This is a genomic window from Lacimicrobium alkaliphilum, from assembly GCF_001466725.1.
Taxonomy (GTDB): Bacteria; Pseudomonadota; Gammaproteobacteria; order Enterobacterales; family Alteromonadaceae; genus Lacimicrobium; species Lacimicrobium alkaliphilum_B.
This window is the reverse complement of sequence record NZ_CP013650.1, coordinates 2504525-2526549: the sequence shown is the minus strand read 5'-3', so window position 1 is coordinate 2526549 and position 22025 is coordinate 2504525. Positions and strand designations below refer to the sequence as shown.

General features: G+C 52.1%; 18 protein-coding genes and 2 pseudogenes. 14 read left to right on the top strand and 6 right to left on the bottom strand.

The window, feature by feature from the left end:
* The first annotated feature begins 69 nt into the window (after positions 1 to 69).
* Positions 70 to 951, top strand: a complete 882-nt coding sequence (locus tag AT746_RS11495) for an SDR family oxidoreductase (RefSeq protein WP_062480434.1) — start codon at positions 70 to 72, stop codon at positions 949 to 951.
* Positions 952 to 1160: 209 nt separating this feature from the next.
* Here the strand turns inward: AT746_RS11495 and AT746_RS11490 are convergent, their stop codons facing one another.
* Complete coding sequence (locus tag AT746_RS11490) at positions 1161 to 1682, bottom strand: DUF2062 domain-containing protein (protein WP_062480432.1); 522 nt, start codon at positions 1680 to 1682, stop codon at positions 1161 to 1163.
* 56 nt (positions 1683 to 1738) lie between these two features.
* On the opposite strand from AT746_RS11490, the gene AT746_RS11485 reads away from it, so the two are divergent.
* The 7 genes and pseudogenes from AT746_RS11485 (at position 1739) to AT746_RS11455 (ending at position 9207) form a co-directional block, all read left to right on the top strand.
* Complete coding sequence (locus tag AT746_RS11485; RefSeq protein ID WP_062480430.1) at positions 1739 to 3994, top strand: DNA internalization-related competence protein ComEC/Rec2; 2256 nt, start codon at positions 1739 to 1741, stop codon at positions 3992 to 3994.
* A gap of 87 nt (positions 3995 to 4081) precedes the next feature.
* Positions 4082 to 5835: pseudogene (gene msbA, locus AT746_RS11480) on the top strand (lipid A export permease/ATP-binding protein MsbA).
* Positions 5835 to 6803, top strand: a complete 969-nt coding sequence (lpxK, locus tag AT746_RS11475) for a tetraacyldisaccharide 4'-kinase (RefSeq protein WP_062480428.1) — start codon at positions 5835 to 5837, stop codon at positions 6801 to 6803. The pseudogene msbA and the gene lpxK overlap by 1 nt, the downstream one beginning before the upstream one ends.
* Positions 6793 to 6993 (top strand): Trm112 family protein, encoded by a 201-nt coding sequence (locus tag AT746_RS11470; protein WP_062480426.1) that lies wholly within the window; start codon positions 6793 to 6795, stop codon positions 6991 to 6993. Before lpxK ends, AT746_RS11470 begins: the two co-directional genes overlap by 11 nt.
* 5 nt (positions 6994 to 6998) lie before the next feature.
* A complete protein-coding gene (gene kdsB / locus AT746_RS11465) occupies positions 6999 to 7748 on the top strand; it encodes a 3-deoxy-manno-octulosonate cytidylyltransferase (RefSeq protein ID WP_062480424.1) in 750 nt (249 codons plus the stop codon).
* A gap of 26 nt (positions 7749 to 7774) precedes the next feature.
* Positions 7775 to 8440, top strand: coding sequence for an SDR family oxidoreductase (locus tag AT746_RS11460; RefSeq protein WP_062484166.1), 666 nt, complete (start codon positions 7775 to 7777; stop codon positions 8438 to 8440).
* Between the two features lie 110 nt (positions 8441 to 8550).
* Positions 8551 to 9207 carry a PilZ domain-containing protein gene (locus tag AT746_RS11455; RefSeq protein ID WP_062480423.1) on the top strand — a complete coding sequence of 219 codons (657 nt, stop codon included), beginning with the start codon at positions 8551 to 8553 and terminating at the stop codon, positions 9205 to 9207.
* Between the two features lie 29 nt (positions 9208 to 9236).
* On the opposite strand, the gene AT746_RS11450 is transcribed toward AT746_RS11455, so the two are convergent.
* Both AT746_RS11450 and AT746_RS11445 read right to left on the bottom strand, forming a co-directional pair.
* Positions 9237 to 9701, bottom strand: a complete 465-nt coding sequence (locus AT746_RS11450; RefSeq protein WP_062480421.1) for a hypothetical protein — start codon at positions 9699 to 9701, stop codon at positions 9237 to 9239.
* Positions 9702 to 9750: 49 nt separating this feature from the next.
* Positions 9751 to 10026, bottom strand: a complete 276-nt coding sequence (locus tag AT746_RS11445; RefSeq protein ID WP_062480419.1) for a DUF883 family protein — start codon at positions 10024 to 10026, stop codon at positions 9751 to 9753.
* Between the two features lie 218 nt (positions 10027 to 10244).
* On the opposite strand from AT746_RS11445, the gene nagZ reads away from it, so the two are divergent.
* From nagZ to AT746_RS11425, 4 genes and pseudogenes are all read left to right on the top strand, one after another.
* Positions 10245 to 11258 carry a beta-N-acetylhexosaminidase gene (gene nagZ / locus AT746_RS11440; protein ID WP_062480417.1) on the top strand — a complete coding sequence of 338 codons (1014 nt, stop codon included), beginning with the start codon at positions 10245 to 10247 and terminating at the stop codon, positions 11256 to 11258.
* On the top strand, positions 11248 to 12615 hold the full coding sequence (locus AT746_RS11435) for an SLC13 family permease (protein WP_062480415.1): 1368 nt from the start codon (positions 11248 to 11250) through the stop codon (positions 12613 to 12615). Before nagZ ends, AT746_RS11435 begins: the two co-directional genes overlap by 11 nt.
* A 146-nt stretch (positions 12616 to 12761) precedes the next feature.
* Positions 12762 to 13789, top strand: a pseudogene (locus AT746_RS20285) (efflux RND transporter periplasmic adaptor subunit).
* 5 nt (positions 13790 to 13794) lie between these two features.
* Positions 13795 to 16893: an efflux RND transporter permease subunit gene (locus AT746_RS11425; protein WP_062480413.1), complete on the top strand. Its 3099-nt coding sequence runs from the start codon at positions 13795 to 13797 to the stop codon at positions 16891 to 16893.
* Positions 16894 to 16902: 9 nt separating this feature from the next.
* On the opposite strand, the gene AT746_RS11420 is transcribed toward AT746_RS11425, so the two are convergent.
* The 3 genes from AT746_RS11420 to AT746_RS11410 all read right to left on the bottom strand — a co-directional run bounded on the left by AT746_RS11420 (position 16903) and on the right by AT746_RS11410 (position 20860).
* Positions 16903 to 18492: a GGDEF domain-containing protein gene (locus tag AT746_RS11420; RefSeq protein WP_062480411.1), complete on the bottom strand. Its 1590-nt coding sequence runs from the start codon at positions 18490 to 18492 to the stop codon at positions 16903 to 16905.
* A 161-nt stretch (positions 18493 to 18653) separates the two neighbouring features.
* Positions 18654 to 19799: a ligand-binding sensor domain-containing protein gene (locus tag AT746_RS11415; RefSeq protein ID WP_197414250.1), complete on the bottom strand. Its 1146-nt coding sequence runs from the start codon at positions 19797 to 19799 to the stop codon at positions 18654 to 18656.
* 35 nt (positions 19800 to 19834) lie between these two features.
* Positions 19835 to 20860: an oxidoreductase gene (locus AT746_RS11410; protein ID WP_062480407.1), complete on the bottom strand. Its 1026-nt coding sequence runs from the start codon at positions 20858 to 20860 to the stop codon at positions 19835 to 19837.
* 130 nt (positions 20861 to 20990) lie between these two features.
* Between AT746_RS11410 and AT746_RS11405 the strand changes: the two genes are divergently transcribed.
* On the top strand, positions 20991 to 21536 hold the full coding sequence (locus AT746_RS11405) for an isochorismatase family protein (protein ID WP_062480405.1): 546 nt from the start codon (positions 20991 to 20993) through the stop codon (positions 21534 to 21536).
* A gap of 157 nt (positions 21537 to 21693) precedes the next feature.
* Positions 21694 to 22023 (top strand): hypothetical protein, encoded by a 330-nt coding sequence (locus AT746_RS11400; RefSeq protein WP_062480403.1) that lies wholly within the window; start codon positions 21694 to 21696, stop codon positions 22021 to 22023.
* Positions 22024 to 22025: the final 2 nt, after the last annotated feature.

Genomic DNA, 22025 nt, shown 5'->3' with positions numbered 1-22025 from the left:
GATTAGAGTGAGAGTCGTAGTAAGCAGTAAGACAATACCTTTATCTTTAATTTATTAGGAGTAAACCTCATGACTATTCTGGTAACTGGCGCTACTGGCCGTGTTGGCCAACACGTGGTAGATCAACTCGTTAATCGCGGCGCAAATGTGCGCGTGCTCACCCGTGACCCTTCTAAGGTTACATTTCCGGACGGAGTGGAAGTCGCGAAAGGCGATTTGCTCGATATTGAGTCGCTGCGCAACGCGTTTAGCGGTATCAATAGTCTGTTCCTGCTCAATGCGGTCACCGGCGACGAATTCACTCAGGCCCTCATCACTTTGAACATCGCCCGCGAGGCGGGGGTTGAACGTGTGGTCTACTTGTCGGTATTCGATGCTGATAAAGCAGTAAACGTGCCTCATTTTGCCGTGAAGTACGGTGCTGAGCGGATGCTAGAGCAGATGGGTTTCAGTGCGACTATTCTGCGTCCAGTCTATTTTATTGACAACGAACAAATGATTAGCGATGTGATTTTCAATTATGGCGTCTATCCGATGCCGATTGGTAGTAAAGGGATTGCCATGGTTGACGTCCGAGACATCGCTGAGGTTGCTGCGATCGAATTAATCCGTCGCGATCAGGCCCTGAAAATATTGCCTGCTGAAACCATCAATGTAGTCGGTCCTGATACGCTGACGGGTGCGGATGTGGCCGCGATCTGGTCGGAAATCCTCGGCCGCACTATTAACTATGGCGGCGATGATCCCAGTGAATTCGAGCAAAACATGGCGACTTTCATGCCGAAGTGGACCGCCTATGAAATGCGTCTGATGGCCGAGCGTTATGTCAGCGAGGGTATGCTCCCCCAGTCAGGCGATGTAGAGCGTCTGACCCGAATCCTGGGCCGACCGCTGCACAGTTATCGCAACTTTGCAGCGACACTTGCCTCGCAAACGACCGCAAAGGCCTGAGCGTGGCGGTTAGCTATAGCCGTTAGGGCACCACCATCAACGCGCAGCAGGAAGGTGGTGCGGCACTTTCCTGCATTGCAATAACCGTCAATAACGCAATGGAAGACAGGGCATCAGGGGAACGAGCTGCACATTATCCGTTAGTCAAAAACCGGGCTTTGTGTCAGGCGAATGCATGCAGGATAAAGTCTGGCTAAGTCCTGTTTGCCTTACTTCTGCTGGCGCTTTTCACGGCGGGCTTTCCAGGCTTTGTTAACAGAAAAGCGCCATAGCAGGTTCATGGCAAAATAGCCCAGCGCGCCAAATACCACTGCACATACACCACAGCCGAGCAAAAAGGCCGGGCCGATGGTATTGAGGCTGGAGACTACCCATTCCCAGCTCAGCTCAAAGTAAAAGGGTTCAGCCGGGGCGCCGAGCAGCCACACACCCACCTTATAGGCAGCAAAGAAGATCGGCGGCATGGTCAGCGGGTTGGTGATCCAGACTGTTGCTACGGATAGGGGCAGGTTGACCCGCATAGGAATGGCCAGTGCCGCGGCCAGCCACATCTGAAAAGGCACAGGCCAGAAAGCGAAGAACATGCCGATACCAAAGGCGCCGGAGGCCGAACGGCGATTCAGATGCCACAAATTGGGATCATGCAGCAGGCTGCCAAACACGGCCAGGGCTTTTTGTCGCTTAATTGTTTTGTGATCGGGCAAAAAACGCCCGATAATTTTCTTTGGCATAAGGCTCTCTGATTCACGTCATTCCGGCCAGGGAATGAACAGATAAGGCTGCAAATATGGATGTTTGGCGTTTCAGTTTCATTACACTGAGTATGACCGTTTTACTCTGGTCTGCACTGCCGCCTGTGTGGATCTTGCCGCCTTTACTTATTCTGGCAATTATCCTCGCCCTTTACTACCAAAGATATTGGCTGTCAGGGGCGCTGGCTGCCATATTCTGGATGGCGAGTGTAGGGCATTGGCAGCAGGCTTGGCAACTGCCTGAAGAAAAGATTCAGCAAACTGTCATGGTAACAGGCTGGATAGAGACTCTGAGCCGCCCTGAATCGACTCAGCGCTTTAATTTAAGCCTCGATACTCTGGATGGTCAGGCGGTACCTGCAGGGGTAAAGGTGCGGCTGAGTTACCGGCAGCCGGGTTGGGATATTAAGCAGGGGCAGCAGGTCCGTCTGGCGGTACGCCTGAAACCGCCCCATGGCAGCCTTAACCTGGGTGGTTTTAATTATCAGCGCTGGTTGTTTGCCAGTGGTATCCGCGCCACCGGCTATGTGGTCGCTAAGCCGTCCAATAAGTTGTTGCAGAACCACATCAGCCTGCGTCAGCAGGTGTTGGATAAGATGTTGGAGTTGGATCTTGTACACGGCGCCTGGCTACAGGCGCTGACGCTGGGCTACCGCGGCGCTTTGGAACAGTCTGACTGGCAACTGGTGCAACGTACCGGTATCGCCCATCTTATTGCCATCTCCGGCTTACATTTGGGGATCATCAGTGGTCTGAGTTTGTCTGTGTTGCTGTGGTGCAGCGGGTATCTATTATGTGGCCGCAGCGAGCGCATTAACCTGTTTAAAGTCGCGATGGGTGGGGCACTGGTGGCGGCCTTTGGCTATGCGGCACTGGCCGGTTTCAGCCTGCCAACGGCCAGAGCCTGGGTCATGCTGGCGCTGGTAACCTGGCTGTGGCTGAGTGACAGGCACTGGCGGCCCCGGCAGATTTTTCTGACTACCCTGCTGGTTTTTATTCTGCTGTTCCCCTTAAGTCTGTTTTCCTTCAGTTTCTGGCTCAGCTTCTGCGCCATTCTGATTATCTGGCTGGTGTTCTGGCGCTGGCCGGTCGCCGGCGCCAGAGTGGACTGGCGCACTGCTTTTATATCTTTGCTGCGTATGCAACTGGCACTGAGCTTACTGATGCTGCCACTGGTGGCCTGGGAATTTAATCTGGTGTCGCTGATCTCACCTCTGGTGAATATGCTGGCGGTGCCGGTGGTAACTCTGGTGCTGGTGCCCTTGTGTCTGCTTGGGCTGTTGCTGCTGTTTATCTGGCCGGCGGCCGGTAATCTGGTGTTTAGTCTGGCCGATTCGCTTATTGGCTTTGGTATTGAGGGGCTGCACTGGTTTGCCAGCCTGCCGCCGGCCTTTTCGCAGGTCAGCCAGATTCCGTTAATGGTCTGGGTTTTGATGGTCGTGGCGTTAGCGTTACTGACTCTGCCTGTTTGCCGGCGCCGCTGGTTGCTTTGCGCGTTGTTTATTCTGCCTTTGCTTAGCTGGACGCTGCCGTCACGGGATCCCAACTGGATTGTCAGAGTATTGGATGTGGGCCAGGGGCTGGCAGTGGTAATCGAAAAACAGGGCAGGGCCATTCTCTATGACACCGGCCCGGCTTATCCATCGGGTTATAACAGCGCCGATAATCATATTTTGCCGCTGTTAAAAGCCAGAGGAATTAACCAGTTAGATAAGGTCGTTATCAGCCACAATGATAATGACCATGCCGGCAGTCTGACTCAACTGGCTAAGGGCATTCCTCTTAAAAAGGTGATTAAACATGAGGATCTATGTAAGCGTGGATGGCAGCAACAATGGCAGGAGCTCACTATCGGTGTGTTGTGGCCGCCGGCCGGCTATCAGGATTCTGAAAATAACCTTTCCTGTGTGCTGAGCATTACAGATGGCAGGAATACCCTGTTACTGCCGGGGGATATCGACAGTGACATTGAGCGGCTACTGGCCACCAGTGAGGATATTCAGGCTGATATTCTGATCGCGCCGCATCATGGCAGCAATACTTCGTCATCTTCTGAGTTTATCCGTGCGGTGGCACCAGAGTATGTGGTATTCAGCCAGGGCTATCTGAATCGCTGGCGTTTTCCGGCCGAAGCTGTGGTGCAGCGTTACCAGGAACAAGGGGTTAAGATGTTACAGACGTCCATAGAAGGGCAGACAGATTTTGTACTCGGGGATGGTGGCATCAGAGTGCAGACATACCGGCGTTACTATCACCGATACTGGTACCAACCACCCCCGCTTCATTTCTGACCAATCAGATTGGTAGTTGGGTAATCCGCATCGGGACGGTACAATGTGGGCATTCTGCCCGTCAGGGGCCTGCCAAATAGTGAATAAATGAATAAAAATAAGCCTTCACCTACGGTATTCAGGCGTTTTCTGCGCTATCAAAAAGACTACAAGCTGGCGTTCGCCGTGGCGATTCTCGGGATGATTGGATACTCGGCCGTGGATGCCTTTGTGTTTTCCCAGCTAAAGCCTCTGATTGACGACAGTCTGGTTAAAGGGGATTTTGGTTATCTGCGCATGGCCGCTTATCTGATCGTACCGATTTTTATTCTGCGCGGTATTTTCAATTTTATGGGTACCTATACCCTGGCCTGGATCGCCAATCAGGTAGTGATGAAAATGCGTCGCCAGTTGTTTGATCAGTTTATTCACCTGCCGGTGGCCTTCCATGACCGCAATTCATCCGGTCAGATGATTTCCAAAGTGATTTATGACACTGAACAGGTTACTAATGCCGCGGGCAAGGCCCTGCTGACACTGGTTCGCGAAGGGGCACTGGTGATTGGTCTGCTCAGCGTGATGTTTTACTACTCCTGGCAGTTGTCGCTGATCTTTATGCTGATCGGCCCGGTGGTGGCGGCAATTGTGTATGTGGTCAGCAAGCGTTTTCGTATTGTCAGCCGCAGTATTCAGCAGGCCATGGGCAATCTGACCAGTACCGTTGAACAGGTCATAAAGGGTCATAAAGTGGTACTGATGTTTGGTGGTCAGGAAATGGAAAAAAAGCGCTTCGATCAGCGCAATAATCATAACCGCCAGCAAAATATGAAGCTGGTGGTGTCCAGGCTGTTCAGCGAATCTTCGATTCAGGTTATTGCTTCCATTGCCCTGGCGGTGGTGCTGTATATCTCCAGCCTGCCCGATATGCTCGAACAACTTACCGCCGGTATCTTCACCACAGTGGTATTTTGTATGACCATGCTGTTAAAACCCCTGAAGCAACTGACCACGGTAAACAGCGAATTTCAGCGTGGTATGGCTGCCTGTGGCAGTATTTTTGAGATCCTCGATCAGCAGCCTGAGCCCAATACCGGTTCGTTGCATCTTGATCGGGCAAGAGGCGATATTCTGTTTGATCAGGTCACCTTCAGCTATCCGGGCAAAGAGCAGGAAGCCCTCAAAGACATCAGCTTTGATATCAATGCCGGTCAGACCCTGGCACTGGTGGGCCGTTCCGGCAGCGGCAAGTCGACCATTTCCAGTTTGCTGACCCGATTCTATCAGGTGGAGCAGGGCCGTATTCTGCTCGATGGTGAGGATCTTAATAAGATCAATCTCGAAGATTTGCGCCGCCAGTTTGCGCTGGTATCCCAGCATGTGACGCTGTTTAATGACAGCATCGCTAACAATATTGCCTATGGGGCTGAAGATAAGGTTTCCAGGGAGGATATCATTGAAGCGGCACGTATCGCCCATGTGCTGGAGTTTGTTGAAGATTTGCCAGAAGGGCTGGATACCAATATTGGTGAGAATGGTCTGATGCTCTCTGGCGGCCAGCGACAGCGTATTGCCATTGCCCGCGCTATCCTCCGGGATGCGCCAATTCTGATTCTGGATGAAGCCACTTCAGCGCTGGACACAGAATCTGAGCGCCTGATTCAGGATGCGCTGGACAAGTTGCAGCAAAACCGCACCAGCCTGGTGGTGGCACATCGTTTATCCACCATCGAGAATGCCGATAAAATTCTGGTCATCGATCAGGGGTGTATTGTCGAGCAGGGCGACCATAGAACGTTGCTGGAAAAAATGGCGCTTATGCACAACTGCATAAACTGCAATTTAAAGATGGATTGAGTATTTAGTGACGGCACTGGAGAAAGCCTGGTATCAGGGCGGCATATGGCTGTGGTTGTTAGCGCCGCTGGCGCTGTTGTTTTATCTGGTCTCAGCGTTGCGGCGCTGGTGTTACCGGACTGGCCTGAAAAAATCCCATAAGGTGGGTGCAACGGTTATTGTGGTGGGAAATATTACGGTGGGCGGCAGTGGTAAAACCCCGCTGGTGATCCGTCTGTGCCAGTGGCTGAAGCAACAAGGGTATCATCCCGGAGTGGTCAGCCGTGGTTATGGTGGTAAGGCCCCGGCTTACCCATACACAGTGTTGCCAGACAGTGATGCGGCCACAGTGGGGGATGAGCCGGTACTGATGCGTCAGCATCTGGGCTGCCCGCTGGTGGTGGATCCTGACAGGGTGCGAGGGGCCGCTTATCTGGTTGAAAAACATCATTGTAATGTCATTCTCTGTGATGATGGGCTGCAACACTACCGCCTGGCTCGTGACCTGGAAATTCTGGTGATGGACGGCGAACGCCGTCTGGGCAACGGCCATTTACTGCCCATGGGGCCGCTGCGCGAGGGAAAGTGGCGATTATCGACAGTAGATTTTGTGGTAGTCAATGGCGGCATTGCTGCACCGGGTGAACACCTGATGTCGCTGGAAACCGGGCAACTGGTGAATCTCAAATACCCGAGTAAAACCCAGCCGCTGTCGGCACTGAAAAAGCCCGCTATTGCCCTGGCCGGCATTGGTAATCCCCAGCGCTTTTTTAATCTGCTCAGACACCGTCAGGTGAAACTGAAAGAAACACGGGTGTATGCGGATCATTATGCGTTTAAGGCGGGAGATATCCCCGATGACCTGGTGTTAATGACAGAAAAAGATGCGGTCAAATGCCGTGCCTTCGCCAGTTCTCAATGGTGGTACCTGCCGGTAAGTGCTAAGTTAACTGAACAATTCAAACAACAACTGCTGGAAAGAATCCATGGCCTTTGACAAGAAATTACTCGATATCCTTGCCTGTCCTGTTTGCAAAGGGGCGTTGTACTGGAACGCACAAGAGAGCGAGCTGGTGTGTCGCTTTGATCGCCTGGCTTACCCCGTGCGCGATAATATTCCGGTGATGCTGGAAAATGAAGCAAGACAAATGAGCAGTGAAGAAGTGGAAAAACTTAAAGGTAAGTAACAACCATGAAATTCACCGTTATTATTCCTGCCCGTTATGGCTCGACCCGCTTTCCGGGCAAACCGCTGGCCGATATTCATGGCAAGCCGATGATCCAGCGTGTGGTAGAAAGGGCGCTTGATTGCGGTGCCGCTCAGGTGATTGTGGCGACAGATGATGAGCGTATCGCTGAAGCGGTGAGGGATTTTGGTGGTCAGGTGTGTATGACGTCCAGGCATCATGAATCCGGCACCGAACGTCTGGCCGAGGTGGTGGACATACTCGAGCTGGACGCCGATGAACTGGTGGTGAATGTGCAGGGCGATGAACCCTTTATTCCGCCTGAAAATATCCAGCAGGTGGCTGAGAATCTCAATCTTCACCCGCAGGCTGAAATGGCCACCCTGGCGGTAAGGCTGCGAGAGGTGGAAGAGGTGTTTAATCCTAATGTGGTAAAAGTGGTGACCGACAAACTCGGCTATGCGCTGTATTTCAGCCGAGCCACTGTGCCCTATGATCGCAGTCGTTTTTTGGATGAAGACAATATTGATGAAGTGGGGGACTATTACCTGAGGCATATCGGTATTTATGCTTATCGTGCCGGTTTTATTCGTCAGTATGTGAATATGACACCCTCCGGGCTGGAGCAGATTGAATCGCTGGAGCAGTTGCGGGTGCTCTGGCACGGTGAAAAAATTCATGTGGATATCGCCGCCGAAACTCCGCCAGCGGGTATAGACACACCGGCAGATCTTGCGCGTATACTCAATGGTTAATGGCGAATATTGCTAAGGAGAAGATTATGGCGACCATAGTAATTACCGGAGCAGGACGGGGTATCGGGCTGGCCCTGACAAAACATTATCTTGATCGTGGCGATAAGGTTTACGGCTTATGCCGCAAGGCGACAAAGGAACTGCATGAGTCGGGCGCAGAGGTGGTTGAAGGTGTTGATGTGGCATCCGATGCGGATAATCTGGCCCGGGCCATGTCACCTCTGTCGAGCGTGCAAATTGATGTGCTGATTAATAACGCCGGGGTACTGGGCAGAGATTCACTGGAAAATCCCGATACGCAAAGTATTGAACAGCAGTTCAGGGTTAACGCCCTTGGCCCGTTGCTGGTTACACAGATTCTTGCACCACATCTGCACAAGGGCTCTAAGGTGGCCATGATCACCAGTCGTATGGGCTCCATGGCTGATAACGGCTCTGGTGGCTATTACGGTTATCGTATGTCCAAGGCGGCGCTGAATGCGGCCGGTGTCTCACTGGCAAGAGATCTTCAGCCACGGGGGATTGCAGTGGCACTGCTGCATCCGGGCTATGTGCAGACAGAAATGGTCAGCTACGGCGGTGATGTATCACCAGAGGTGTCGGCTGAGCGTCTGATTAAGCGGATCGATGACCTGACACTTCAGAACAGCGGTAGTTTCTGGCATGCCAACGGAGACAACCTTCCCTGGTAAATAAATATTCTTTGTGCTTGTGGAAATTGGAATTTTTATTTAATTTAGATTTTGCAAAGAGGTAATTCTGCTAGGCTAAATATTGGTAAGGGATCAACAGGCTGGCTTATATGCAAAAGGTAGTTGTTCAGACTTTTTCTGAACAGGACAAGGACTGGTTTAGTCAGGTGGCCGTAGGTACCAGGCTTGAAGTACAGTTTCTCGACCATTTCGACAGCCGTTTCCACAGTGAAATGGTGGGTTATCGATTTGGTCGCTATGTAATTATCCGTTTCGAAGACGGTAACTTTCCCCAGCATGAAGGCGTGGCCGGGATGGTGGCCATCTGTCGCTTTTTGATAGAGGACAGCCTCGGAGAGTGTTTCGCCTTTAAAACCGAAATCGTCAATATGATGCGTCGGCCGGATCGCCTGCTATTTCTCGATTTTCCCAAGGAAATACACCGCCGCGCGCTGCGTGAAAAGAAACGCCAGCTCGCCCATGTACGTGCGACGATCCGAATGCTTGGTGAAAACGGGCTGCGAGGGCAGCCTTTCGATGGCATTGTGCAGGATATCTCACCCGGCGGTTGTCGCTTTCAGTTCGATGAGTCTCACACCGGACGTAAGGTTAATCTGCTGCCTGTTATCATCACCTTGCTCAGTAAAGATGGATCGGTGGACAGAGAAGTGCCTGGTAAAGTCCGAAACTCACGCTATCAGGACAATTTACTCAGTATTGGTATTCAGTTCGATGAATTAAACCCTGACTTTGAACAGACGGCCTGATTGCCGGCCTGAGGTCTGACCGGCAAGCATCAATCCCCTTCGCTGGCATTCCTTCGCTGTATTTCAGCTTCGGAGTAACGCATGTACATATCCAGCAATGCCCGTCGCACCGCTTCGCTGTAACCTGCTGCCACGCCAAGTAATAAGGTCGTTATTGCGGCCTTATCCGGATTATCACCTATCCATTTTGCCAGCACCGGATCCGCGTGTTCGAGTAAAAGTTTCTCGAACTCCTGTTCCGGCTCCGGGGATTGCGGCGGAGGTCGTCTCAGTGTCGAACGACGATATGAGAATCTGGCAAGCACCTGCACAATCGCAATCACTACAATGCCAGCGGCAGCAGTAACCAGTGCCGATAATGGCGGAGACAGTGTTTCGCGCAAGCTCAGGTAGCACGCCAGAGCCAGAAACGCGATGACAAAAAAGACCATCGGCACGATGATCAGTGACGCAATTGCCTGCGTTTCAAGCTTTTTCTTAAAACGTTTCAGCACTGGTATTGCATCGCTCTGAACGTAGCATTAGAGGACTGCATAACGGCCATTAGCGATCGAGTAACCGGCCAAGGATAAAGCCGAGCCCCAGTGCTATAGCGAGACTGGTCATCGGCCGCTCTTCTACTTGCCTTTCTACGGTGTGGTAACCTTCCTGGACATGTTTCTTTGACTGTTCCGCTGCATTGCGCAGGGTTTCACGTCCGTCATTAGCGCTGTCCCTGGCGAACTTTGATAAAGTTTTGCCCAGTGCGGAGATGTCCGACTTGAGGCTGTTGAGCTCTTCTTTAAGTTCCTTGATATCGTTGTCTGTAGCTGTTGACATGATCGCTCCTTTTGAAAAAGTTCACAATAACCCTAGCACAGATATTGCCGATTAACAGCTCACCTGTTTGTTCTTTGGAGGCTTTTCTGAAAGCTCTTTGAGGCGAGTTCCTGCGTATAGCCCTGCAATCCTCCCAGACTCCAGAGGTGTTGCCATGGCTTTGCCTTTTAGCGTCAATCACGTAAAGTAAGCCTCTTTTATATCAATACGTTAAATCTATGGGCCCATTGATGTTGGATCTGGCCGCCGGCCGGATATCCGCGGAAGAAAAGGAACTGTTGGCGCACCCCCTGACCGGTGGTGTGATCCTGTTTAGCCGCAATTTTGAAAGTCTGGCTCAGTTACAGCAACTGATCAGGGAAATCCGGGCCGCTGCCGGCAAACCTCTGTTGATTGCAGTGGATCATGAAGGCGGACGGGTACAGCGTTTTCGTGAGGGGTTCAGTGCGATTCCAGCCATGGGTGCCTTGATTGAGAAAGCCGGTGGCGACAATAATATAGCCGGAAATTGGGCCGAACAGTTTGGCTGGCTGATGGCATCAGAGGTGTTAGCCCTGGATATCGACATCAGCTTTGCGCCGGTGCTGGATGTCAGAGGGATCTCTGAGGTGATTGGCGATCGCAGCTTTGCGTCACAACCTGAGCAGGTCACCCTACTGGCGGGTCGGTTTATGCAAGGTATGCACAACGCCGGCATGAAGACCACAGGTAAACATTTCCCCGGTCATGGCAGTGTGCTGGAGGACTCCCATATTGCTATGCCGGTGGACAAGCGAGCGGAATCTGAGATTCGCAGCCTGGATATGCAGGTGTTTGTTAATCTGCAACAACAAGGTGTGCTGGATGCAGTCATGCCCGCCCACGTTATCTACAGCGAAGTGGATAAGTTGCCGGCCTGTTTCTCCCGGCGCTGGCTGCAGCACATCCTGCGTGAAGAACTGAAATTCGATGGCGCAATTTTTTCTGATGATTTGTCCATGCAGGGTGCCGTGATAGTGGGGGACTTTGAAGATCGCGCCAGCGCCGCACTGGGTGCCGGTTGCGACATGCTGCTGGTATGTAATGACCGGGCAGGCGCGATTCAGGTACTAGACCGGCTGGACACCAATTATCCGCATAACCCGAGACTGAGCGCCATGGCTAAGAGCAGCACTTCTGATCTGCAACAGCTTCAGCAGTCCCCACAATGGCAAAGGGCTCAGCAAGCCCTCAAGGCGTTTTATGCAGACTAAGGCCCTGTTGATACTCAGTGGGCCCTTGCTGGCTCTGGCACTTGGACTGGCGTTGTACTGGCAGGGTCAGCCTCTGCTGATTGTCTGGACCGCCAGTATTACCTTGCTGACCGCCTTTTACTGGATCACCGAGGCCCTGCCGATCCCGGCGACATCTTTGATCCCCTTTGCTGCCTTTCCTCTGACTGGTGTATTGTCCCATCAGCAGGCGGCATCCTCTCTGGGCAGCCACGTGATTATCCTGCTGATGGGGGCGTTTATGCTTTCAAAGGCGCTGGAAAAATCCAATGTACACAGCCGCTTTGCTTTTTACATGGTCAGCCTGACCGGCGCCCATAGTGCGCGCAGGCTGGTACTGGGCTTTATGCTGACCGCAGCGTTTTTATCCATGTGGATTTCCAATACCGCGACCACTTTGATGTTGTTGCCTATTGCTATTGCTGTGATCCAGCGACTGCAGGAGCCCCGTCTGGCCGCCGCAATCTTACTGGGTATTGCTTATTCCGCCAGCCTTGGCGGGGTGGGCACGCCCATTGGTACACCGCCGAATATTATTTTTATGAGCGTGTATGCCGAAGTGCAGGGGCAGGAACTGAGCTTCCTCGAATGGATGCGTTTTGGTATGCCGATTGTATTGATCGGTATTCCGCTGATGGCGCTGTGGCTGACCCGTGGGCTGGGGCGTCTGGATAATCTGCAATTGCCACAGGCAGGGCAGTGGCAAAGCGAGGAAAAGCGGGTGCTGATGGTGTTTGCCACCGTGGCTATGGCATGGATTTTCCGGCCTTACTGGACTGCCTGGCTGGGACTTGATGCGGTGGGCGACAGCACTATTGCGCTGGCGGGCGTGGTGGCCATGTTTCTGACACCAACGGGTAAGATACCAGGAGAAAAACTGCTGGACTGGAACACCGCCAATGACATTCCCTGGGGGATGTTGCTGCTGTTTGCCGGTGGTATTTGTATCGCAAAGGCCTTTGACAGCTCAGGCTTAAGCGTGGCCATGGGTGAAGCCCTGACAGGGTTATCTCACTTACCACTGATTCTGCTGATCCTGACACTCTGTTTGTTTGTCACCTTCTTAACCGAGATTACCTCTAATACGGCCACCGCAACATTGCTGATGCCGATTCTGGCTACCGCAGGGATTGCAGTGGGTGTGGATCCCAAGTTGCTGATGATACCGGCGGCCATCAGTGCAAGCTGTGCCTTTATGTTACCGGTCGCCACGGCGCCCAATGCCATTGTCTACAGCACCGACAAGGTTTCTATCCGTACTATGGCCAAAGAAGGGATGGTGCTGAATGTGATGATTGCACTGGTCACTACTGCAGTGGTGTATCTGGTGCTGGTGTGATAATCGGGTTTTGACGGGGAATTGATCAGATTAAGGCAGGTCGTCCAGTCTGATCCCCTGTTGGTCGTATCCCCTGTAAGAAGTTGATCATCTCTGTGGCATAGTGCGTACCTCCCCTGTATTTTAATTTTTCCCGAGGATTTTGAATGAAACTGTCACCGGTGTCGCTAATTTGCAGCCTGTCTATTTTTTTTCTGATTAGCGGTGCTGCACAGGCGCAGTCAACCGAAGCCCGTCAGGTTCAGGTGGTGGTAAGCCCGGTGCAGTTTGAGCGTCAGAGCTCCAGAGTTGAAGCCGTCGGCACAGCGGAAGCGACCAAGTCCGTGGTGCTGTATCCGGCCGTGGCTGACAGAGTGACGGCGGTGCATTTCTTACCAGGGGATTGGGTCAAAGCCGGTGATGTCCTGGTGGAGCTGGATGCCAGACGGCAAAAGGTGGCCCTGGAGCGGGCCAGGATTGTACTTGCAGACGCCGAGCGTACCGTCAAACGTTTGCAGGAGAGCCGTAAGCAGGGGGCGGTGCCGCAGAGTCAGCTGGATGATGCCATAACACTGCGCAATATCGCCAGAGTGGAACTTAGTGAGGCTGAGGTTGAGCTGGAAGATAGGTTTATTAAGGCCCCCTTTGATGGGTAATGGGGCTGACGGATGTGGAAGTGGGAGACCGGATTAATCTGCAGACGGCCATCGCCAGTATCGACAGCAGGAAAGAACTCTATGTGCATTTTCAGGCCCCGGAAGACGCACTGAATATGCTACAGGCAGACAGCTCTCTGACGCTGCGGCCCTGGAATAACCCCTCACAGAGTATACCCGCCGCGCTGGCCCAGATTGACTCGCGTATTGATGCTCAAAGCCGCACGGTGAGAGTCAGGGCGATTATTGATAACAGTGAAGACAAATATCGCCCTGGCATGAGCTTTCGGGTAAACCTGGAAATTATGGGCGATCGCTACGCCGTGGTACCCGAAGCGGCGTTGTTGTGGGGGGAAACCGGTGCTTATGTCTGGGTAGCGGAAAATGAAAAAGCCAAACGGGTCGATGTGCAGATCAAACAGCGTTTTAAGGGCTATATTCTGGTGGCTGCGGATCTCTCACCACAAGATTTACTGATCGTCGAAGGGGTGCAAAGTCTTCGTGAAGATCAGCCTGTTTTCTTCTCTTCTGAGGTGTAAACAGTATGAGCTTAAAGCAATATCTGCAAACCAGTGATTTACCTTCACTGGCTATTCGTCGCCCGGTACTCATTGTTGTACTCAATCTGTTGATTATTATTGCCGGGTTTGCGGCAATTAATGGCGTGGAGGTTCGCGAACTGCCGGATGTGGACAGGCCCATTGTCTCGGTGACGGCCAGCTTTCCGGGGGCATCCCCTGAAACCGTAGATACGGAAGTCACCAGTCATCTTGAAGGCGCGGTGGCCAGAGTCAGCGGAGTGAAATCTATCCGGGCTCAGAGTGAAGAAAATAATGCCCGTATTGTGGTGGAGTTCCGTCCAGGCACAGATCTGGATACTGCTGCCAATGAGACCCGGGAGTCGGTGAGCAGGGTACAGCGGCGGTTGCCCGATGAAGTGGAACAATTAGCCATTATCAAGGCCGATAACGATGCCCAGTCGGTAGTGAGCCTGGCGGTATCCAGTGAAACACTGGACCTGGAAACCCTGACAGAAAGAGTTGAAACGGATCTGGCACCACAATTTCTGAGTATTCCCGGTGTTGCCGATGTGCGCCTGAACGGTGATCGTCGAAGGGTATTGAGAGTGCGCCTGGATCCCCTGCGTCTGACCAGTTTTAATCTGGCGGTGACCGATGTGGCTGCTGCGCTGCGCCAGGCACCTTTTGATGTGCCGGCAGGCAGCCTGAAATCGACCGATCAGCAACTGATCGTGCGCGCCGATGCCACTTCTGTGACCGCAGAGCAGGTGGAGAACATCATTATCAGCGGTGACACCCGCATAGGTGATGTGGCGGATGTGTATTTCGGCCCGGCCGATGCCCGCTCTATGGTCAGGCTTAACGGCAAACCGGTTTTAAGTATCGGCGTGATCCGCCAGGCCCGCTCCAACACCATAGAAATCTCCGACGAAGTGCTGAAAATGGTTGGGCAGTTGCAGCAACGCTTCCCCGAAATCACGCTCCAGGTGACCTCTGACGATGCTGAGTTTATTCGTGGTTCAGTGACTGAGGTGATTACCTCCCTTGGACTGACTATCCTGCTGGTGATCGCTACCCTGTGGGTGTTTATCGGTTCCTGGCGGGCCACCATTGTGCCGGCCTTGTCGATACCTGTGTCTCTGGTTGGTGCGCTGGCGATTATCTGGGCCATGGGTTTTTCTATCAATATTCTGACCCTGTTGGCGCTGGTGCTGGCTACCGGTCTGATTGTGGACGATGCCATTGTGGTGTCTGAGAACATTCAGCGCCGTCGGGCCATGGGCTTAGGGGCCAGAGCTGCAGCGGTCATCGGCACCCGTGAGGTGTTCTTCGCGGTGGTGGCCACTACCGCCGTGCTGGTGGCGGTATTTGTTCCGATTGCCTTTTTACCCTCTACGGCGGGCCGGTTGTTTCGCGAATTTGGTGGTGTGCTGGCCGGCGGCGTGATTATTTCCTCCTTCGTAGCCCTGTCGCTGGTGCCGGCGCTGACCGCGAGGCTGCCGCTGAAAAAAGACAGTGAGCATATATTCGCCGGTGCCGGTCATTACTTATTGGGCGTCTATTCCCGTTCGTTGCACTGGGCTTTGGATCATGCCAAAACCACCTTTGTGATCTGTTTGCTGGCCGCAGGCGGTGCCGCGGGTATCTATTTTCAGCTTGAAAATGAGTTATTGCCCACAGAAGACCGGGGCAGTATTCGCATATTTGCCAGAGGCCCGGACGGGGTAGGGCTTAACTTTATGGATCGTCAGGCCAGAAAAATGGAGGAGATCTTATTGCCCTATGTGAATCAGGGTGAGATCGATTCGATTTACACCCGGGTTGGCCAGTGGGATCCCAACATTGTGTTTATTACCGTGCCACTGAAAGACTGGGAAGAGCGGGAGCGCTCTCAGCAGCAAATTATTGACGAGATACGCGAACCTCTGGCCGCTATTCCCGGTGCTCCGGCAAGAGCCGGAGGATCAAACAGCCTTAATCTGCGCGGGCAGGGAGGCGGTCTGGAACTGGCGCTGACCGGTAACACTTATGAGCAAATCTATGCGGCCGCAAAACTCTTCGCTAAACAGATTGAGCTGAATCTGCCACAGCTTGGAAGGGTGGATATCTCCTACAAACCGACCCAGCCACAATTACGGGTCAATATTGACCGCCGTCGTGCGCAGGAGCTTGGGGTCGCGTTGTCAGATATTTCCAGCACCCTGAGAGTGGCCATTAATGGTGATGATGTGGCTGACCTGAATGTGGGTGATCAGTCTGTGCCAATTATGTTGCAGGCGCAGAATATGATTATCAACGACCCCAGCGACCTGGCTAATCTGTACGTTAAATCTGCATCCAATAATCTGGTGCCCTTGTCCAGCCTTGCCAATATTTCCGAAGAAGGTGTCGCCGCTGAGCTGGAGCGCTATGCCCAGCGCCGCGCCATCGAGATGGATATGGATCTGCCCGATGAAGTGGCGATGGAAGATGCGGTAGACTCACTGCGTCAACTGGCTCAACAACACCTTCCCGATGGCGTCAATATGGTGTTTAAGGGGGAGGCGCTGACCTTTGAGGAAACCGCTCAGGAGGTGATGCTGACCTATGTGCTGGCTTTTGTGATTGTGTTGTTAGTACTGGCAGCACAGTTTGAGAGTGTTAACAGCGCCGTGGTGGTGATGCTGACGGTGCCTTTTGGTATCGCCGCAGCACTGTTTGCGCTGTTTCTGACCAATACCTCAATCAATATCTACTCACAAATCGGACTGGTGATGCTGATTGGTCTTTTGGCCAAGAACTCAATTCTGTTGGTGGAGTTTGCCGACCAGTTAAGGGATAAAGGCTTCACGGTGCGAAAAGCCGCAGAAGAAGCGGCCAAGATTCGTCTGCGTCCTATCGCGATGACGCTGATCTCCACCATTCTTGGCGGTCTGCCGCTGATTCTCTCCTCCGGTGCCGGGGCAGAAGCCCGCAATGCCATCGGCTGGGTGGTATTTGGTGGGCTGGGGCTGGCAGTGGTGTTTACTCTGTATCTGACCCCTGTGCTGTATCTGGCGCTGGCCAGATTTACCAAACCCAGAGCCGATGAGAGCCTGCGACTGGAGAAAGAAATGGAAGCGGCTGAGGCGACAGAGCACTAAATCAATTATTCAGGGCGTGTTGGTATGCTGGTAAAAGCAATAAGCCAGTTGTTTTTGCTTACAGTTGTACATGGCTTTATCGGCCCGGCGGATGAGCTCTTCTGCGCTTACCGGCGCTGAGGGCTCAAACAGACTGATACCAAAGCTGGCTTCTACCTTTAAATGCTGTTGCTGCCAGTTTATGCCCTGCTGCAGGCTCTGATGTATGCGCTCTATCAGTTGAACAATAGCCTGGCGCTGCTCAACCTGATCAAGAATTAGTACAAATTCATCGCCACCCAGGCGGCTGAGAAAATCGGTATGCCGGATTGCCTGTTGTACGGTTTCACTGAAATGTATCAGCATTCTGTCACCGGCCTGGTGACCAAATTGGTCATTGGCTTGCTTGAAGGCATTGAGATCCATGTACACCAGCGCCAAAGGGGATTTCTGACGGCATGCCTGCAGCATCCGCTGTTTGAGTATCTGCTGAAAATAATGTCGGTTGGGTAACTGCGTCAGACTGTCATGACGGGCGAAAAACCGCAGCGACAGCAATCGCCGGTGAACGTAATACAGCCCCAGGACAAGCGCGATGAGTGCCAGTACCCCATACACTGACTGCATCAGAGGTGACCACCACCAGGGTGGGGTTACTTCGATTGGCAGCCGGAATACTGTGCCATCCCATTGGGACGTGTTGGCGGCAGCACGAATCTCCAGCAAATAACTATCATAAGGTAACTGGCTCAGACTGAGCTGCCTTGAGGACATGGTTTGCCAGTTTTCGTGTAACGGCTTGAGCCGGTATTGATACTTCATTGACTCAGGAGACAGAAAGTTGAGTGCAGCAAGGGTGAACGCTATATAGCTTTGCCCTGGTTTCAGTTCCAGCTGGTCGGTAGTCTGATGATAGGTTTCATCCATAACCTGATAGGCGGTAAGATTGAGCGGTGGGTTGAAGGATTGAACGGGCAGGCGCCCGGGATTAAACACTAATATCCCCTGATTGCCACCAAAGGCAATGGAGCCGTCTTCCGACAAGGCCATTGCGTTGGCATGGTATTCCATATTCAGCCAGTGTGTGAGGTGGCTAAGATGCTTTAATTGCAGCGTGTTGATATCCAGCTGCATGAGCTGAGTGGCGGTGGCGATCCAAAGCACGCCACTGTCATTTATCACCAGCGAGCGAATCTGATTTTCTTCCAGTCCCTGCTTTTTAGTGATGTGATGCAGTAGTTGCCAGCTTTCGTCCTGATAAGCAATGGCGACAATGCCCTGGTTCATAGTCGCCAGCCACAGGGTACCCTGATGTTCCGCTATGCTGGTAATATGCAACTGTTGCACCGATAAGTTGGTGTTTTGCAGTTTAAGCGGCTCAGATTTGGTCAGATTCCTGTCGATCTGATACAGGCCACGGCGACTGCCGGCCACATAGCCGCCGTCATATTCAACAATACTGGTAATGTATTCGTCAGCGGCATTGGCCATAAAACGGCTGTATTGTTCCTGTTCTAAATCCCAGCGCGCCAGTCCTCCTTCGTCAAAAGCGACCAGCAGATCCTTTTCGAACCGTTTTATTGAGTAAACCGGAGCATATTCAAGATCAGTATCGGGCACGCCAACATGGGAAACAGCGGTACTTTGCTTGTCAAATTTCAGCAGTCCCTGATTAGAGCCAATATAGAGATGGGTTTCGGTGTCGGCCAGTGACCATAAAATGGTTCGGGGTATCTGATCCTGTTTGTTGCCGCCCTTATAGGTGTGAAGTTTATGGGCTTCTAAGTCGTAATAATTGAGACCGTTCTCGCTGCCAAACCATAGCCCATTGTCGCTGAACAGGGCAGACCAGAGATGCTTATCACTGATGCCTGAAATTCACCAAGATGGATAACATGCCGGTTACTGATGTCGCCAACTGCCAGGCCGTTGGTGGTTCCAATCCACAGCAGCCCCTGGTTATCGAAAAATAACTGACTGATGTTGTCAAAGGGAATACTGTAATTGATCTGCGCGTGATAGCGGCTATGGAAATGGTCATTGCTCTGTGGCTGCCATGCTGTCAGGCCATCATAGAAATACCCCAGCCACAGCCATTCTCCCTGTTTCTTGATGCTCCAGATGCTGTTTGACTGAATAAAAGGCTGGTCTTTCAGATGTTGAGACAACAGTTTTTCTGTTGTCGTATCGACAATCAGCACGCCGTCACCATCAGTAGCCAGGTAAAGACGACCTTTATCAATAACCGCATCGAAAATACGCTCATATCTGACATCAAAGTCAGGGTTTTCTCTGAGCATAATTTGCCGTATGTCATTGCTCTGAGGGTCTTTCACAAACAACCCGGACTTGCTGCCAATCCAGAGTTTATCCTCGCTCTGCGCAAGGAATTTAATGCTTTGACGGACGGATTCCTGTGCTAACAATGAGAAAGGCTGAGCGCCGGTGTCGAGATAATACAGGCCCCTGTCTGTGCCGATCCAGAGTCGATCCGTCTCGTCCAGGTAAAGAGTCAGTACGGTATAGTCCTGCTCTGTTGGAAAAGGCACGGAGGTAAAGCGTTGCTGGCGTATATCAAAATGATGAAGACCGCTGTCGGTTCCAACCCATAAGTTATGACTGTCATCGGCCAACAACGCGGTAACATCGTTACTGATGCCTGTGCCTTCAAGTTCATCGGTGAGTCTGAAATTAAGAAAATCATAGCCATCGAACCGGCTCAGCCCTGATTTTGAGCCGATCCAGATGTACCCTTCTTCAGTCTGAGTCAGCGTATTGATATAGGCGGAGGGTAAGCCTTCGTTGAGTGAAAAGCGTTTAAAGTGCAACTGCACTTCGGACAAAGGCAATTCGGCCGCAATACCGGTATTGAACAGTCCGATAAGCAACAACAAGACACCAAGAGCCTTTGCTTTAAACATCATCATATTAAATATTGGCAATTGCACTGAAAGACAAATTGTTACCTCAGCATAGTGCATGCCTGCTGGATTATCTTTATACCATCCAATGCCTGCTCTGCGCTAACTGCAAGAGGAGCCTCTGCGACTATGGCATCGGCAAGGTTGTTGTAAAGATGCTGATAGCCACCGCATTCGCTGGTAACCCGCTGTTTGCCTGTTTCGGTATACAGCGTACCGTATTCATAGGGCTTTTCCGCCGCCCAGTCGTTGTGATCAGGTAACATTCCATCCCGCAGCCGTTGTTCCTGGGGATCCAGGCCGTCTTTGATATAAGTGCCTTTGGTTCCTTTGACCCGGAATCGTGGATTAGGCCCGGTGCTGTAGGGATCGCTGTGTAATAGTATCTCTTTATCGGCATAGTGCAGTTGCAGATGAAAATAATCCACCGCCTGTGAGCCCGGCCTTGATTTTCGCAAGGTTGCACTGATTGTCTGTGGAATACCAAACAAACACAGGGCCTGATCAATCAGATGGGGCCCCAGATCATAGAGGATCCCGGCACCGGGAATGTCCTGCTCCCGCCAGCGCTCGCGCGGTGTGGGTCTGAACCGGTTGAAGCTGGATTCAAATACTTTGATATCGCCGAGGCGTTGCTCCTGTATCAGTTTCTGCACGGTAAGGAAATCACTGTCCCAGCGCCGGTTATGAAAGGGTGCCAGCACCAGGTTACGTTGTTTCGCCAACTCAATCAGTGCATGCCCCTGCCCGGTATCAATCACCATCGGCTTTTCTATCAGCACATGCAGGCCCTTTTCCAGTGCCTGTTCGGCCAGGGGATAATGGACATGGTTTGGTGCAGTAATAATTACCAGATCAGCCCCTGACTGGCTGAGCAGCTGTTTTGCATCATTGTATATGCCGACATCAGGATAAGCCTGGCGAACCTGCTGTGTTTGTGAGGTGCTGATACCAACCAGCTCAAAGCGCTCCGATGTGCGGATAAAGGGCAAGTGAAATACTCTGGCGGAAAGTCCAAAGCCGATGACAGCAGTGCGAACAGGCGGTGGAGGAGTAGAGGGGCTCATACGCTCGTGTGTGGATATGCAGAAGATGTTATCAGGCTAACAAATTTTTCATCAGGTTTCCTGTGATTGATGGTATATGCTAATCAGTTACAACATTTAACAGTAATGAGCACAAGCACAGTGGATTATTATGTTACTGGATAAAACACAGAGTCTGTTGCTGCTGATCGATATGCAGCAAAAACTGTTACCGGCAATTGATGCGGGTAACGAGGTAGAAAATGCTGCGGCCTGGGCCATGCAGGTGGCACTGCAACTTGGCGTACCGATTCTGGCAACAGAGCAGTATCCGCAGGGAATTGGGCATACCACTGAGAAACTGGCTGAACTTTTGCCTGAGAATGCCGTAATTAACAAACTCAGTTTCAGTGCCTGGCGTGAGCCGCTGTTCCAGCAGCGTATCCGGCGATGTCAGCGCCAACAATTGGTGCTGATGGGAACCGAAGCCCATGTTTGCCTGTTGCAAACGGCGCTGGAACTGTTGCAGGCGGGTTTTGGCGTGTATGTTCTGATTGAAGCCACAGGCTCACGACAGCCTGATCACAAGGAGCAGGCCCTGGCCCGGATGCAGCAGGCCGGGGTTATTTTGATCAATAAGGAAATGCTGGCTTTTGAATGGCTCGAAGGTGCCGATACAGATGTGTTTCGTACTGTACATCGTGGCTGGATCCGCTAGCGTCTTACCTTTAGAGACATGATGATCGGCGCGTTGAATTGGGTATCGATACAGATCATCGGTTATGGTTTTGCAGAGCGTATTTACGTCTGAAAGTGCATACCATGGGGTGAGACGACTGCCACATAATGAGATTGCTGTAACGCATGGAGGAAAAATGGAGCACAACTATCTGAATTATTTCCCCGAGCTCAAAGGGATGCCGCCCTCCAAGCAGATGGTTCTGTTATCAAAGGCCAGATATGCCGCTTTTCGCCAGCCTGGTATGAACCTGAAAATGGCCTGTTTTTTTATTATGACCCTGCTCATAGCCTGCCTGGTGGCAGTGGTACCGCAGTTTATCTGGTCAGAATATTACGTCAGGATTATCGGCATGCTGATGGGGATCAGTGGCGGGATTTTTCTGTTTCGCCGGCTCTACGCATCTCTGTTGCGTCAGGGGCTGCAACAGGTGATAAAGCAGCACGGGTATAAGCAACATACTTGAGC

What these genes read in the sequence shown, in the direction of transcription:
- AT746_RS11435 (WP_062480415.1), top strand. Translation starts at nt 11,248, where the DNA reads ATGCAGACTAAGGCCCTGTTGATACTCAGTGGGCCCTTGCTGGCTCTG.
- AT746_RS11490 (WP_062480432.1), bottom strand. Translation starts at nt 1,682, where the DNA reads ATGCCAAAGAAAATTATCGGGCGTTTTTTGCCCGATCACAAAACAATT.
- AT746_RS11495 (WP_062480434.1), top strand. Translation starts at nt 70, where the DNA reads ATGACTATTCTGGTAACTGGCGCTACTGGCCGTGTTGGCCAACACGTG.
- AT746_RS11485 (WP_062480430.1), top strand. Translation starts at nt 1,739, where the DNA reads ATGGATGTTTGGCGTTTCAGTTTCATTACACTGAGTATGACCGTTTTA.
- AT746_RS11405 (WP_062480405.1), top strand. Translation starts at nt 20,991, where the DNA reads ATGTTACTGGATAAAACACAGAGTCTGTTGCTGCTGATCGATATGCAG.
- AT746_RS11415 (WP_197414250.1), bottom strand. Translation starts at nt 19,799, where the DNA reads ATGATGATGTTTAAAGCAAAGGCTCTTGGTGTCTTGTTGTTGCTTATC.
- nagZ (WP_062480417.1), top strand. Translation starts at nt 10,245, where the DNA reads ATGGGCCCATTGATGTTGGATCTGGCCGCCGGCCGGATATCCGCGGAA.
- AT746_RS11445 (WP_062480419.1), bottom strand. Translation starts at nt 10,026, where the DNA reads ATGTCAACAGCTACAGACAACGATATCAAGGAACTTAAAGAAGAGCTC.
- kdsB (WP_062480424.1), top strand. Translation starts at nt 6,999, where the DNA reads ATGAAATTCACCGTTATTATTCCTGCCCGTTATGGCTCGACCCGCTTT.
- AT746_RS11410 (WP_062480407.1), bottom strand. Translation starts at nt 20,860, where the DNA reads ATGAGCCCCTCTACTCCTCCACCGCCTGTTCGCACTGCTGTCATCGGC.
- AT746_RS11455 (WP_062480423.1), top strand. Translation starts at nt 8,551, where the DNA reads ATGCAAAAGGTAGTTGTTCAGACTTTTTCTGAACAGGACAAGGACTGG.
- AT746_RS11400 (WP_062480403.1), top strand. Translation starts at nt 21,694, where the DNA reads ATGGAGCACAACTATCTGAATTATTTCCCCGAGCTCAAAGGGATGCCG.
- AT746_RS11460 (WP_062484166.1), top strand. Translation starts at nt 7,775, where the DNA reads ATGGCGACCATAGTAATTACCGGAGCAGGACGGGGTATCGGGCTGGCC.
- AT746_RS11470 (WP_062480426.1), top strand. Translation starts at nt 6,793, where the DNA reads ATGGCCTTTGACAAGAAATTACTCGATATCCTTGCCTGTCCTGTTTGC.
- AT746_RS11425 (WP_062480413.1), top strand. Translation starts at nt 13,795, where the DNA reads ATGAGCTTAAAGCAATATCTGCAAACCAGTGATTTACCTTCACTGGCT.